Below are 14,272 nucleotides of genomic sequence, written 5' to 3'. Positions count from 1 at the left end.
TGTAGGATGCACGGTGTCTAAATTCAGTAGCTATATCTTAGACAATTAACGATTATTGATCAATTAAATCTTCATTTCGATTTCCAGGATTGTCTTTATACCAATCTAGAAAATCGACACCTCCAGATTCAGCCCAGCTGCTAAAGAAATTATAGGCTTCTGTAATGTCTATTTTTTCTTTCGGAACTTTAAAATCATGAATAATACTGATTGCCCAAGGAAACCCAGTATCTGAAATGAAATTGCCATCAACATCTTTATTCACCCCAACAAAATCTTGACTTTGTTTTCCTAAGCTGGTTATATTCATGTAGGGTAAGTGTATTTCTTTTTCTCGGTCTTTATTTACAATTAAAAATGGATTGAAAGGAGCTACCCCTAAACTTGCAGTTGTGATGGGTTCTGAAAAACGAATAGAAACGGTAATTTCATTTAAGATTGTATTTACATTATCCGTTAAAATAATGACGGCATGGTCTTGATTTGCCTCCGTGCCATTTGCATTTAGGTTGATAAAGTTTTGTGTGTAGATAGGCCCTGAAACACTTTCAATCTGCTGGGGCGTTAAACCTTCAATTTCAAATCCCATTCCGTTGGTAAAACCAGCGCCATTTGCTTTAATATTACAAACAAAATCTAATTTTACTGCTAAATTATCAGCATTTAAAAATGCAGTTGCTTTATAACTTAAAGCAGCATCATTAAAATCATAATCTCCCGAGGAAGGCCATAAATCTTCAAAGGCAATCGTACCTTTACCATATTTACTAGGGGTAAAGAACTCAAAAGCAATTTCTGCATCGTCTGGGAAGGCATCATCTTGATCTAAAATACCATCGCCATCAGTATCTGTTTCATCGATAGCATCTGCAAAGACTCTAAATGTTGTTAAATCATTTATAGCCCTTCCAAAACTTGTATTATTATTGGCACTTTCCCCAAAATTATATTGCCAGCCTCCTGTTTGGGTGTCCATGATAATTAAATTAGAACTGTTAAGATTATCGGCGAGCCATAATTCTTGGTTAGAATCAAAGGTCATCGAAGTTGGTTTGAAAGGCAAGTTATCTGCACTGATTCTAGTGCTTTGATATTCGTTATTGCCATCTAACTCTAATTTATACAAGCCAGAAAATGTACACATAAATAAAGTGCCATCTTCTGCAAAAGCTAAATCACCTCCGTTTAAATCATGAAGTCCAATAATATTCCATATATTTAATTCAGCACCGGTAGCGGGGTCAAATGCATACAGCTTATCTTTATTAGAGAAATATAACAAGCCATCGTTCACATTAAAATCTAATCTAGGACCTCCTATACCGAGATTAGCCACCGTAGACCAGGTCTGATTTACAATCGAATATTTCATTAAAGGATGCGGTTGACTTCTACCTATAGAATACAATACTTTATTTTCCTGATCAATAGCACACGTCCAGCTTCCCATTGGCATATCCGACAAGTCTGTGAGTACGCCAGATAAAGGATCTACTTGAAATAATTGTCCATTTCCGTTAACGCAGTATAAATAATCAGTGACATTTTTTACACTTTTAGCCTTCGTAACATTTTTATTTTGATCAGGATTATAATTTACTTCTTTGTTTACAATAGCTTTAGTTGATGAAGAAAAATTTAAGTTCTCATTTCTACGGATGTACACTTTATCGTAAAATTTAGGCAGGTTGATGGTTTGGTTTAAAACACCATTAACCGGAACACCAGAGAAAAGTAATTGATCTAAAACATCTGATTTGTAAACAGTTTCTGTAACAATTTCTCCCGATTCATTTTCAAAAGTTTCAGTGCCTACCTCGTTTAATTCATCGGAATATGCATAGATATCGTATTTGGCGTAGTTGTCACTATCAACAATGTTTACGCTTACTTCGTGGTGTGTACTAAAGTCAAAACCATCAGGAATGGCTAAAGTTTTTACTGTAGGGTCTGTAATAACGGGTTCTTCTGGATCGTTAAAATTACATGCACCGATAAAAAGTGCCATTGTGGCAATGATTAAAAAATTAGAGAGCGCTTGTTTCATTATAAAGAGGGTTTGAATTGGACTAAACGTTTTAAAGAAATAATATAAGAATTTATTTGGTATGAACAAAGAACTAAATAGCATGTAGCCATTATTTTTTCTATTTAATACACAATGTCTCGTAAATGTAGTTAAATGTTAAAACTTAAAAACGGGTTCATAGATAAATAGATTTTTAGTATCGTTTAAAGGAATAAAACTACCGTTAAAATGTATTACTTCTTGATTCACAACCGCTGCAATTTTGTAGAGCTAGAGAGACTATTTATCACTTGAAATTCTTGTTATAAAATAGGTCTTTTTCCTTACTATTTCAATTAAAAAAGAAGCCTTAACGTATGCTATGCTTTTATTTAGAATAGCATTTTAAGAAAATAAATTTCAAGTGCATAAGTAATCCTTTTGAAGAACCATTTTCATTAATACGCCTATATACCTGCGTTTAATAGAATACAGTTGCACTTAAAAGTATAGATAGTTTTACCCAAAAGTAAAAATAGTTTTATTCAAAAGTAAAGATACTTTTATTCAGAAGTAAAAAGGTGCTGCTTAAAACACTACAATTTTATTATGTGCTATCCCTATATGAATAGTGGTTAGCAGTAAATATACATGTTTAACGCCTGTCTAGTTGAGCGCAGTAGAAACCTATTGAAAGCATTCGAATAGTTCTTGACTGCGTTCAAACTGAAACCTAATATCTGATGAAAGAACTGACTTTAAATTGTCTAAAGATTAAAATTTGTACGTGTGTATCTATTGACTTCAAAAATTATTTTTTGATAAAAAGTAATCCAAAAAAGAACCTGTTTTTCGAGGTATTATATCTTAAAATAGACCGCGTCTGTACATTTGAAAGAGCACTAAAAACCCCATTTCGTTTAGTTGAATTCTCTTCTTACAAGGAGCAAAGAACTAACCGTAATAGGGTACATTTCATTAAAAAGGAGGATTGATATGAATATTAGTAACACATTTACTGCGTATACATATCTGCATAATACTTTTCATAAGCGCCAGAAGTAATGTTATCCATCCACTCTTTATTTTCTAAATACCATTTTACGGTTTTTTCAATTCCTTCTTCAAATTGTAAAGAAGGTTCCCAGCCTAGTTCATTTTTTAGTTTTGTGGCATCAATAGCATACCGTAAATCATGACCAGCACGATCGGTTACATACGTAATTAAGTGATCTGAAGCACCTTTTGGTCTGCCTAACAATCGGTCTGTGGTTTCAATTAATACTTTAATCAAATCAATGTTCTTCCATTCGTTAAAACCACCAATGTTGTAGGTGTCTCCTAATTTTCCTTTGCTAAAGATAACATCAATAGCACTTGCATGATCATTTACAAACAACCAATCGCGAATATTTTCTCCTTTTCCGTAAACAGGTAAGGGTTTGTTGTTGCAGATATTATTGATAAATAGCGGAATTAATTTTTCTGGAAATTGGTACGAGCCATAGTTATTAGAGCAGTTAGAGATCACTGTTGGCAGGCCGTAGGTATCATGAAAAGCTCGTACAAAGTGGTCAGAGGATGCTTTAGATGCTGAATAGGGTGAATGCGGATCATAGGCGGTTGTTTCTAAAAAGAAACCTTCTTCACCCAAAGAGCCGTACACTTCGTCGGTAGAAACATGGTAAAATAATTTACCCTCAAAATTACCTTCCCAAGCAAACTTTGCATTTTGTAACAAACTTAACGTACCCATAATATTGGTTTGGGCAAATGAAAACGGATCTAAAATAGAACGGTCTACATGAGATTCTGCTGCCAAATGAATTACATTGTCTATTTTGTAGGTTGTAAATACTTCCTTTACTTTTTCAAAATCACAAATATCACATTTTACAAAGGTGTAATTTGGCATGTCTTCTATATCCTTTAAATTGGCTAAATTACCGGCATAGGTTAATAAATCCATATTTATAATATGGTAATGAGGATATTTATGAACTAATAAACGTACTAAATGAGAGCCGATAAATCCTGCTCCTCCGGTTACTAAAATATTTTTTTTCTCCATTGTTTTTTGGGTATTTTAAGTATAATAAATCTTAGGATTGGTTTCAGTTGATGTTTTTATAATTTCTGCAAACATTCTTTCAAAGAATCTCTCCAATTAGGGATTTCTATTTGAAAGGTGTTTTCTATTTTGTTTTTGTTTAATACACTGTAAAAAGGTCTTTTTGCGGCAGTTGGGTATTGTGATGTTTCAATGGCATTTAAGGTAACATTAATTTCTTTGATATCGAAAATAGCTTTCGCAAAATCATACCAACTAGCCACCCCTTTATTGGAATAATGATAGACTTCTACCGTTTCAGTCTTTAATTGAGGAATGATATCTAACAGTGCTTTTGCCAAATCTCTTGCATAAGTTGGTGTTCCTATTTGGTCTACAATGACCCCTAATTCCTCTCTTTCAAGACCCAAACGGAGCATTGTTTTTACGAAATTATTACCAAAACTTGAGTACACCCATGAGGTGCGCACAATTATGGAATTGGCAGGGTTAATTTCTTGTAAGGCTTGTTCGCCTGCTAATTTTGTGCTACCGTATACACTTTGTGGATTTGTCTTTTCATTTTCCGTATACGGCATATGATTAGTACCATCAAAAACATAATCTGTTGAAATATGGATGCATTGAATGTTGTGAGCCTTGGCTATTTTTGCGAAATTTTCTACCGCTAAATGGTTTAGTTTTGCGGCCATTTCTTGGTCACTTTCAGCTTTATCAACAGCCGTATGTGCTGCACAATTTATAATGACTGAAATATTCTTTGTTTTTATAAACTCATCAACACCTGCATGATTCGTAATGTCTAATTCTTTAGAATCTGTGAAATGAAAATGATAGGCTGGGTACAAGTGTGCCAATGCTTTAATTTCAGAACCTAATTGCCCGTTGGCACCGGTTACTAATAGATTATTCATATAGTGATATTAAATTTTCAAAATGTGTTGCATCTTTAAAAAGAGGTTGTTTGGTGTCTTTTGCTGATAATTGCATTTTTTCAACGGGTAACTTCCAATCGATATGTAACGACGGATCATTAAATGCAATTCCACGATCACATTCAGGGCTATAATAATTATCTACTTTATACGCAAAGGTAGCTTCATCACTCAAAACTACAAATCCATGGGCAAATCCTCTAGGAACCAATACTTGCTTTTTGTTTTCTCCTGTTAATTCAACGGTAACATGCTGCCCAAAAGTTTTAGAACCCTTTCTAATATCTACAGCAACATCTAAAACACGGCCTTGCAATACTCTTACCAATTTGGTTTGCGCAAAAGGTGGTAATTGGTAATGCAGCCCTCTTAAAACTCCGTAAGAAGATTTAGACTCATTATCCTGACAAAAATCAATTTTAAATCCTAAAAATTCTTCCAGCTTATCTTGTCGGAACGTTTCTACAAAATAGCCTCGGTCATCGCCAAAGACAGTAGGTTCACAAATAATTACATCGGGTATTAATGCTCTGCTAAAGTTCATAGGTTCCTTTTTCGTTTGCTCTTTCTATTAAATATTGTCCGTACCCATTCTTTTTTAAAGGTTCTGCTAATTTTAGTAACTGTTCTCTTGAAATATACTTTTTTTCAAAAGCTATTTCTTCCAAACAAGCAACTTTTAATCCTTGTCTATTTTCTATAGTTTGTATATAATTAGAAGCTTCCAATAAACTTTCATGCGTTCCTGTATCTAACCAAGCATAGCCTCTGCCCATGAGTTCTACTTTTAAGTTTTCTTGTTGAAGGTATTCTTGGTTTACGGTTGTTATTTCTAATTCACCACGATGACTAGGTTTTACATTTTTGGCAATTTCCACAACACTATTAGGATAAAAATACAAACCAACGACCGCGAAATTACTTTTCGGGTTTGCAGGTTTTTCTTCAATACTTAAAGCATTTCCAGCGGTATCAAACTCTACCACTCCATAGCGTTCAGGATCTTTTACATAATACCCAAAAACGGTAGCTTTTTTGGCATCTTCAACTGTTTTAACTGCATTGGCTAACATTTTAGAAAATCCGTAGCCATAAAAAATATTATCACCAAGTACTAAACAAACATCATCATTACCAATAAATTCTTCTCCGATAATAAACGCTTGTGCTAATCCATCTGGCGAAGGTTGTTCTTTATATGAAAATTGCATTCCGATATCACTTCCATCACCCAATAATCGCTCAAATCTGGGTAAATCAATAGGCGTTGAAATAATTAAGATTTCTTTAATTCCTGCTAACATTAAAACGGATAATGGATAGTAAATCATCGGTTTATCGTTGATCGGAAGAAGCTGTTTAGAGGTTCCTTTTGTTAAAGGGTATAATCTAGTGCCAGATCCTCCGGCTAATATGATTCCTTTCATAATTAAGGGGTTGGTTTTAGAGTTTTGGGTTGGTGTATAATAGGTTCTTGTTTTAGTAAAAAAAGATTTATGAAAAGCATTTAATTTTACAAATGCTTTGTATGTATAAATGTAGTTCTTTTCATTTTAAGATGCAAATATGGTCTTTTCTTATTTTTAAGTTTTTATGGATTTCCTTATCAAGTAAGCTAGTTGATTTGAATGAAGGCGTCTCACGATGCATATCAACTATTTTATACTTGAACGGTTTTCTTGGTAAGCCGTTGGATGTAAGCTACTTGATAAACGCCCATGCATCCGCAACTTTACCTGTGCCAATACGACTCACAATTGTGAATGTTTTCTGCAGCTGTTTTCCCAAGTTCATTCTCAAAAATTTCTGTTTCAGTGTCGTATAATTCATAAGAAGAAGCATGCATATCATATTTAGCATACGCTTCATTTTCTTTAATATGAATTGTTACATCATAAAGAGTACTAAAATAAAATCCTGCTGGTATTGAAAAAATAATTCCCCGAGGTTTTACCTCAGGGAATTATTTTTTAATACTTTATTCTTAAATACGTCGGAGGATATTATTGTAATAAACCTTCGTTTCTAGTACCTCTAACAATTATTGAATCTTCAAACTATACTTAGTGCCTATGGTTAGCCGCTTCTAGTGATATAACGTCTAGAAGGATCCTCGCTTGCCGCAATCTCCACGAGACCCAAACTAGTCCTCTTCTTCTTTTTCTTCTTGTAATAACGCTTCGTTTCTATAACCTTGTCTATTATTCGAATACCAATCTTTATACTCAGAACCTCCAGATTCAGCCCAGTTTTTAAAGAACTTATAACCTTCAGATATATTGATTGTATCTTTTAGAACCTTAAAATAAGAAGTTCTACTAGGTCTAGTACCTCTAACAATTATTGGATCTTCAATTATACTTAGTGCCCATGGGTAGCCGCTTTCGGAGATGTAAGTTCCAAAAGGATCCTCGTTGCTATTCTGGTTTGCTTCATCCGTAGTGATAAGACCCAAACTAGTTCGCTTCATGTTTGGTAAGTGAACTTCACGGTGTCTTACTGCTGGCCCAACAATGCTATCATGTACACTTAAATTTTTTATTAAAAAAGGATTAAAAGGGGCAACACCTATGTCTGATGTGCTGATAGGATTTACAAATTTAACTTTAACGGTCATCTCATGAAATCCGTTGTTTCTAGTATTACGGATGGCGTCTGTTACAATAATAACTGCATTATCTTGCCCCGCTTCTGTACCATTTGGATTGAGGTTTATAATATCCAAGGTTAAAATAGGCTCAGTAACACTTTCAATTTGAGAAGGAGCTATACCCTCCATTTCAAACCCCAAACCATTATAATTACCAGCTCTATTTGAGAGAATCTTATATTTAAAATCAAAACCAACAGCTAAATTATCAGCATTTAAAAATGTAGTTACGTTATATCTTAAAGAGATATCATTAAAATCATAGTCACCAGTTGCGGGCCATGAATCTTCAAAAGCTAGTATACCTCTTCCGTTTTTACTTGGCGTAAAATATTCAAAAGCTATTTGTGGGTCAAATGGAGCTGCATCATCTTGATCAAAAATACCATCTCCATCTGTATCTGTGTTCACTAAATTTTTATTAGATGTAGATTTCCCACTACTTTGAGCTTCAGATGAATTGAAATTTACTTCTTGATTCACAATATCTTTTACTGTTGTCGATACATTTAGCCCTTCATTTCTTCGGATATATACTTTATTGTAGTATGTAGGTACGTTAATTGTTTGTTTTAACACTCCGTTGCTTGGAACACCTGAAAAAATTAATCTATCTAAAATTTCAGAATCATCAAGTGTTTCATCAGAATATGCGTACACATCGTATTTTGCATACGCTGCATTTTCAACAATATTGATGGTTACTTTTTGGTGTGTGCTAAAATCAAATCCGGCAGGAATTAATAAAACATCAGAAGTTTCACTTACCTGTTCTATATCTTCTATTGAAGAGGGATTACAGCTATACAATAAAGCTATCGTAAAAGTGATTTTAAAAAAATTGATTATGGTCTTTTTCATGGCAATGGGGTTTAAATTAATTAGATTTTTTTTGTTTAATTTTGTTATTAAGGTTTAATTATGCAATATGTACACTACTAAATTTCTATTACAAATTTATTGATAAATTAGCTCTAAATAAGCCAAAATTAGATGATTCTAATCTACCTATAGATGAATGGCATTTAACTAAAGGTTAACGTAATGTTTTATTCTAAAAACGCCAATGCATCCGGAACTTTACCGGTACCAATACGACTCACAATTTTGAACGTTTTCAGGTCAATTACTTCAATTTTATTGGCATTAGAATTCGATACAAATGCGTAAATTCCATTAGGATGCATTAAAATATTAACAGGGCGAGGGGTATGGTAAAGAATTCTCTCAACGATTTCATTGCGTCCAGGAATACGAATGGTTTTTATTCTCTTTTTAGAAGCTTGGTCATAAACAGTAATACTGCCACCGCTTGCATTGGCAACCAAACAATGAGCGCCGTCAATGGTAAACTTTAGTTTTAAAGGTTCTTTTTCAGTGGGTATCGTGGCGACCACTTCATTGGTTGTGGTATTTATAATTGTAATCGAATTCTCATTTTTATTAGTAACCCAAATTTCTGAACCATCGGGCGTAATATCAATACTTTCAGTGGTTAATCCGCAAGGAATAATTTTAACGACTTCGTCTTTTTTTAGATCCATAACACTTACCGAGTTAGACTTCATATTGGTAACATAAGCGATGGGTTTATGTGGGTGAAGTGCAACGAGATGACTGTTTTTTTGTTTCGTTTGTATTTCCTTTTCAATACGTTTGGTGTCTATATTCAGCACCAATAAAAAGTTGCGAACATAATCAACAAGCACAAGTTTATTCGTTTTAGGAATCGTAACAATACCATTTACATTTATTTTTCTTTTTAAATCTATTGTCTTTTCAACTTTGTTGGTTGTTGTATTTATAAAAGTAAGGTGGCTTCCTTCGCTATCGACTGCTCCAAAATCTGTCAAAATAATATGGTTATTGTCTAGAGTAGTGATGGCTTCATGCGCTTCTATGTTAATGGGTATTTCGGCTATTTCGGTGCCAGTAAACAAGTCAAAGACGGTAATATCTCTGCTTACTTTATTGATAATGTATAATTTCCCAGTAGTTTGAATGGAGTAAGATGGTAACCTAATTATAAAAACGAAAAGAAGAAGTGCTGCGTACATTACCGCGAATGATATTAATACATATTTATAGCGCTTTATAAACATCTTAAAAATAAATTAATTGATGAAAGCCAGCCCATCTGGCATATCTCCTACTTTAATACTGCTAACTATGGTAAAATTACGCATATCAATTACCTCAACTCTACCAGCAGTATAATTAGAGACAAAAGCATACTTTCCATTGGGATGCATTAAAATACCAACGGGACGAGGAGTGCGATACAACACTTTTTCTAGAATATTTTTTTTACCGGGAATCATGATACTCGTAAGTTGTTTTTTTGTTTTACGATCAAAAACAGAAACAGTTCCGTCACTTGCATTAGAAACTAAACAATAGCTGCCATCAACCGAAAACTTTAATCGTAAAGGTGTTTTTCCTGTATGTATTCGATCTGTAATCTGATTGGTTTCTGTATCAATAACCGATATAAAATTTCCTTCAATATTTGTTACCCAAAGTTCAGAACCATCAGGAGTTATATCTATACCTTCAGCTTTATTATTAAAAGGAATAATTTTAACAACAGAATCTAATTCAATATCAATAACACTTACAGAGCCCGAATTAATATTTGAAACGTATATCAGTGGTTTTTTAGGATGATGCACTAACAAATGACTAAAGTCTTGTTGTGTTGCTATTTGTTTCTCTAAAACACCAGTTTCTATATTTACAATCGATAAATGATTCCCTATGTCTGTAACAACACCTACCTTGTTGGCTTCTGGAAGTGTAATAATTCCATGCGGTCTTAAACTTTTACCAAGGTCTATTTTTTTTACGATGGTATTATTCTCTGCATTAATAATTGTGATACTTTTACCAGCTGCATCTGGTGAACCATAATTGGTAACAACGATTCTATTTGGATTGTTTACTACTGTTGCTTCGTGAGGCTCTATATCCAAAGAAAGTTCTTTTATTTGATTGCCTTCAAACAAATCAAAAATAGTAATGCTTTGGCTGGTTTTATTAACAACGTATAGCGTACCTTCTGTCTGAATTGAGTAGGAAGGTTGTTTTATAAAATAAAACGTCACTAATGATAAAAAAATCAAACCAAAAAAGAGGACTATTTTTTTTAAATTTTTCATAACTGATTTGTTTTAAATTGATCGATGGCAAACTTACAAGCTCTTGCCGTAATCGCCATATAAGTTAAAGACGGATTTTGACATGCTGAAGAGGTCATACAACTACCATCGGTTATAAATACATTTTTAACATCGTGCATTTGGTTGTATTTGTTTAAAACAGATGTTTTAGGATCATTACCCATTCTTGCAGTTCCCATTTCATGAACAGTAGATCCTGGAGGAGGATTATTTCGATAACTTCCTACATTTTCAAATCCCGCTTTTTTTAATAATTCTTCGCTTGTTTTTGTCATGTGTTCCATCATTGCCTTTTCGTTAGCGCCATATTCAAAATGCACTTTTACCAAAGGCAATCCCCATTGATCCAGATTGTTATGTTCTAAAGAAATTTTATTGTTATAATCAGGCAATACTTCACCACGGCCACCTAAAGATATTTTCCATTTTCCGGGTGATTGTAATTGTGCTTTTAATGAGACGCCAATTCCAGTTGTAGTCTTAGATTCCCAATTTTCTCTTGATCCTTTTCCTTGAATTCCATAACCTCTTATAAAATCATTATTTTCTGTTTTAGGATTTAAATTTTGAAATCTAGGGATGTAAATAGTTCCTGGAGATCTCCCTTCATAATACTTATCTAGTAAGCCATTAAATGTACCATAAGTACCTGCGTTTACAGCATGATCCATTAAATTATGTCCAACTTGTAAGCTAGAATTCCCTAGTCCGTTAGGAAATGTTTCAGACACCGAATTTAATAAAATAGAGGCTGTTGCAATCGCTGATGCATTTAAAAAAATGATTTTTGCATAGTAATTCATTTCTTTTTTAGTAATGGCATCAATTATGGTAACCCCTATAGCTTTTTTAGTTTCTTTATCATACAAAACTTCTTTAACAATTGAATTTTCTCTCAAGGTTAGTTTACCACTATTATAGGCATCTACAAGTGTTGACGAATTGCTGCTAAAATAACCTGAAAACGGGCAACCTCTGCTACATAAATTGCGGTACATACATTGACCTCTTCCTTTTTTATATGCTGTTAAGTTTGCTACTCTACCATTTATAAGAGTACGATCTGAATACTCCTTATGGATACTTTCTTTTAAATGTTTCTCTACAGCATTCATGGGTATTGGCGGTAAAAATACACCATCAGGTAAATGTGGTATTGACTCTGAACTTCCACTAATACCTACATAATCCTCTACATAATCATACCATTCTTTTAAATCTGCGTATCTAATAGGCCAATCAACACCAAAACCATCTTTTTTATTTGCTTCAAAATCTAAATCTGAAAATCGATAACTTTGACGCCCCCAAGTTATAGAGCGCCCTCCAACTTGATAACCTCTTATCCATTTATATGGTTTTTCTTGAATATAAGGATGTTCTGTGTCTTTCACATAAAAGTGTTTGTCTGTAGCATTGCAATGACTACTTTGTATGGGTCTTTCTGCTAATTCTTCTTTTGTTAAATGCGTTCTATGTGTAAACTCCCAAGGATGTTTAGATGAAGTTGTAAATTCTGCATCACCACCTCTTTCTAATACCAATGTTTTTAAGCCTCCCTCTGTGAGTTCTTTGGCAGCCCAACCACCACTAATTCCAGAGCCTACAACAATGGCATCAAAAGTGTTTATTTTTGTTTGGTTTTTCATAATTGATTTATTTTGTAGCCCAAGCTTTTTGATTTGGTTGTAAAGTGGTTATTGCTTTATAACTAGCAGGAACAGGAGCATAGGCCAAGAATTTTGTTGCGCCAAGTTCTGATGTGCAATAGCCTTCTATGGTTAATGATTTTAGGATGTTAAAAAACGAACGGCCTCTTATTTTTGTATCAACTTTAGCCAAAAAACTTGTAGCATCATAGGTGACATCTAGGCTTTCTAGCACTGTTGTTTTTTGTTGTTTTGTGCAGTTTTCAAAAGAAGTGTTATAGTTGCTTAAACACGTGTCTTGTAAATTATGTAATCCATTATAAAAACTGTTGAATTCTTTGTTTGATGAGCAAGATTCCATATAAGCAACAATATATTCATGAACATTTGCCTCTTTTGCACCTGGAGTATCTGTTGGAGGGATGATCACATCAACTATTTCTGAAAGTAAATTTAAATAATTTTTAAGTTTACCTCTGTTGGATGTTCCATAAAAAAAGTTAAAACCAGTAACAGATGCAACTCCAATTCCTGCAAAGGCTAAAATGCCACCGATAGCTTTTCTTCTATTCATAATTTTTTTTTTTGATTAAACAGCTCTTTTTGATCGTTCCCAGTTTACAGATTGTGTGTTTTTCATATATCTAAAAAAACCTAAAACCACCGATAAATTCATAATAAAGAAATAGTAGGGTATAAATAAAATTTTAATTCTGGTTTCTCTATTTTCCAAAAACCAACCCAATAGGGCTGCTGCATAAAACAGCGCTTGCAACCAAAATAATACGGAATACAATTTAAAAGAGAATAAACCTTCATGTACAGCAAGCACAGATAAAATAGGAATTAACAATACAAGGCATAAAGGAGTTAGTGTCCAGCGTAAAACACGATGCGAAATGTATTGAAAGGATAGGGTTCCGTATTTAAAAATATTCAGTAAAGATCGCAATCTAACCACAGATTGAATACCACCTGCAGAAATTCTAATTTTACGCTTTAATTCCTCTTTTACATTGGCAGACGCTGTTTCAATTGCATACGCTTCTGGGTCATATTGAATGGTATAACCGTCTTGAGCAACTCGCAAGGAAATCATGAAATCGTCGAGTAACGTATCTTTTTCAACATGTCTATATAATTTAGTTCTAATGGCAAATAACTCACCTGCAGCACCCACTACAGAATACAATTCAGCATCCCATTTTTTTAGCGCAGATTCATATTTCCAATACATGCCTTCACCAGCGCCAGAAGCTACATCACTTTCTTTATCAATAATTCGTTTTTCACCAGATACACACCCCACCTTCGGATTGCCAAATAAATTAACAATACGTCTAATAGATTCTTTTCCGAGATTGGTATTTGCATCACTAAAAATAACAATCGGAGTTTTTACAAAGTCCATACCTCGATTCATAGCGCCAATTTTACCATTTCTGGCATCTAAATGATATACCGTTGTATTTGGGTAGCCTTGCAATAAATCTGGTGTCCCATCATCAGAGCCATCTGTTACCCAAATAATATGCATTTTTTCCTTAGGATATTCGAGTTCTAAAGTGTTTTTCATTTTAGCTTCTACATAATCTTTTTCATTATAAGCGGCAATAAATAAGGTAACTTCTGGTTCATAGGTTGCGTCTATTTCAACCTTCTTACCAATTTTAAAGAACCTTCTAATCTTAATGATTAGGAATAATAAAATACCATAGCCAACGTATGTATAAATGATGATAAAGAGCAATATCCAAAATAAAATTTTTAACGTATCCAT

11 protein-coding genes are annotated in these 14,272 nt (G+C 33.6%); all 11 read right to left on the bottom strand.

Annotation, left to right across the window (positions count from 1 at the left end; all coding sequences use genetic code 11):
• Window positions 1-52 precede the first annotated feature (52 nt).
• On the bottom strand, window positions 53-2,047 hold the full coding sequence (locus K8354_RS10610) for an LruC domain-containing protein (protein WP_223439456.1): 1,995 nt from the start codon (window positions 2,045-2,047) through the stop codon (window positions 53-55).
• Window positions 2,048-3,023: 976 nt separating this feature from the next.
• Window positions 3,024-4,079, bottom strand: a complete 1,056-nt coding sequence (gene rfbB, locus K8354_RS10605) for a dTDP-glucose 4,6-dehydratase (protein ID WP_223439453.1) — start codon at window positions 4,077-4,079, stop codon at window positions 3,024-3,026.
• A gap of 56 nt (window positions 4,080-4,135) precedes the next feature.
• Entirely contained in the window at window positions 4,136-4,993 is an 858-nt protein-coding gene (rfbD, locus tag K8354_RS10600) for a dTDP-4-dehydrorhamnose reductase (RefSeq protein WP_223439451.1), read from the bottom strand.
• Window positions 4,986-5,558 (bottom strand): dTDP-4-dehydrorhamnose 3,5-epimerase, encoded by a 573-nt coding sequence (rfbC, locus tag K8354_RS10595; protein WP_223439449.1) that lies wholly within the window; start codon window positions 5,556-5,558, stop codon window positions 4,986-4,988. The genes rfbD and rfbC overlap by 8 nt, the downstream gene beginning before the upstream one ends.
• Window positions 5,548-6,441: a glucose-1-phosphate thymidylyltransferase RfbA gene (gene rfbA / locus K8354_RS10590; RefSeq protein WP_223439447.1), complete on the bottom strand. Its 894-nt coding sequence runs from the start codon at window positions 6,439-6,441 to the stop codon at window positions 5,548-5,550. The genes rfbC and rfbA overlap by 11 nt, the downstream gene beginning before the upstream one ends.
• Window positions 6,442-7,157: 716 nt before the next feature.
• A complete protein-coding gene (locus tag K8354_RS10585; RefSeq protein WP_223439445.1) occupies window positions 7,158-8,525 on the bottom strand; it encodes an LruC domain-containing protein in 1,368 nt (455 codons plus the stop codon).
• 188 nt (window positions 8,526-8,713) lie between these two features.
• Window positions 8,714-9,721, bottom strand: a complete 1,008-nt coding sequence (locus K8354_RS10580) for a YncE family protein (RefSeq protein WP_223439443.1) — start codon at window positions 9,719-9,721, stop codon at window positions 8,714-8,716.
• Window positions 9,722-9,778: 57 nt separating this feature from the next.
• Window positions 9,779-10,822 (bottom strand): beta-propeller fold lactonase family protein, encoded by a 1,044-nt coding sequence (locus tag K8354_RS10575; protein WP_223439441.1) that lies wholly within the window; start codon window positions 10,820-10,822, stop codon window positions 9,779-9,781.
• Window positions 10,819-12,492 carry a GMC oxidoreductase gene (locus K8354_RS10570; protein ID WP_223439439.1) on the bottom strand — a complete coding sequence of 558 codons (1,674 nt, stop codon included), beginning with the start codon at window positions 12,490-12,492 and terminating at the stop codon, window positions 10,819-10,821. The genes K8354_RS10575 and K8354_RS10570 overlap by 4 nt, the downstream gene beginning before the upstream one ends.
• A 7-nt stretch (window positions 12,493-12,499) precedes the next feature.
• Window positions 12,500-13,066 (bottom strand): gluconate 2-dehydrogenase subunit 3 family protein, encoded by a 567-nt coding sequence (locus K8354_RS10565; RefSeq protein ID WP_223439437.1) that lies wholly within the window; start codon window positions 13,064-13,066, stop codon window positions 12,500-12,502.
• A gap of 15 nt (window positions 13,067-13,081) precedes the next feature.
• Window positions 13,082-14,272: a glycosyltransferase family 2 protein gene (locus tag K8354_RS10560; RefSeq protein WP_223439434.1), complete on the bottom strand. Its 1,191-nt coding sequence runs from the start codon at window positions 14,270-14,272 to the stop codon at window positions 13,082-13,084.

Source organism: Polaribacter litorisediminis (assembly GCF_019968605.1).
In the GTDB taxonomy this organism is placed as follows: Bacteria; Bacteroidota; Bacteroidia; order Flavobacteriales; family Flavobacteriaceae; genus Polaribacter; species Polaribacter litorisediminis.
This window is presented reverse-complemented; position numbering and strand designations above follow the sequence as displayed.

Bases quoted from the DNA above. Each gene is read 5' to 3' on its own strand.
- K8354_RS10580 (WP_223439443.1), bottom strand. From the start codon at position 9,721: ATGTACGCAGCACTTCTTCTTTTCGTTTTTATAATTAGGTTACCATCT.
- K8354_RS10585 (WP_223439445.1), bottom strand. From the start codon at position 8,525: ATGAAAAAGACCATAATCAATTTTTTTAAAATCACTTTTACGATAGCT.
- rfbC (WP_223439449.1), bottom strand. From the start codon at position 5,558: ATGAACTTTAGCAGAGCATTAATACCCGATGTAATTATTTGTGAACCT.
- rfbA (WP_223439447.1), bottom strand. From the start codon at position 6,441: ATGAAAGGAATCATATTAGCCGGAGGATCTGGCACTAGATTATACCCT.
- rfbB (WP_223439453.1), bottom strand. From the start codon at position 4,079: ATGGAGAAAAAAAATATTTTAGTAACCGGAGGAGCAGGATTTATCGGC.
- K8354_RS10560 (WP_223439434.1), bottom strand. From the start codon at position 14,272: ATGGATACGTTAAAAATTTTATTTTGGATATTGCTCTTTATCATCATT.
- K8354_RS10570 (WP_223439439.1), bottom strand. From the start codon at position 12,492: ATGAAAAACCAAACAAAAATAAACACTTTTGATGCCATTGTTGTAGGC.
- K8354_RS10610 (WP_223439456.1), bottom strand. From the start codon at position 2,047: ATGAAACAAGCGCTCTCTAATTTTTTAATCATTGCCACAATGGCACTT.
- K8354_RS10575 (WP_223439441.1), bottom strand. From the start codon at position 10,822: ATGAAAAATTTAAAAAAAATAGTCCTCTTTTTTGGTTTGATTTTTTTA.
- rfbD (WP_223439451.1), bottom strand. From the start codon at position 4,993: ATGAATAATCTATTAGTAACCGGTGCCAACGGGCAATTAGGTTCTGAA.
- K8354_RS10565 (WP_223439437.1), bottom strand. From the start codon at position 13,066: ATGAATAGAAGAAAAGCTATCGGTGGCATTTTAGCCTTTGCAGGAATT.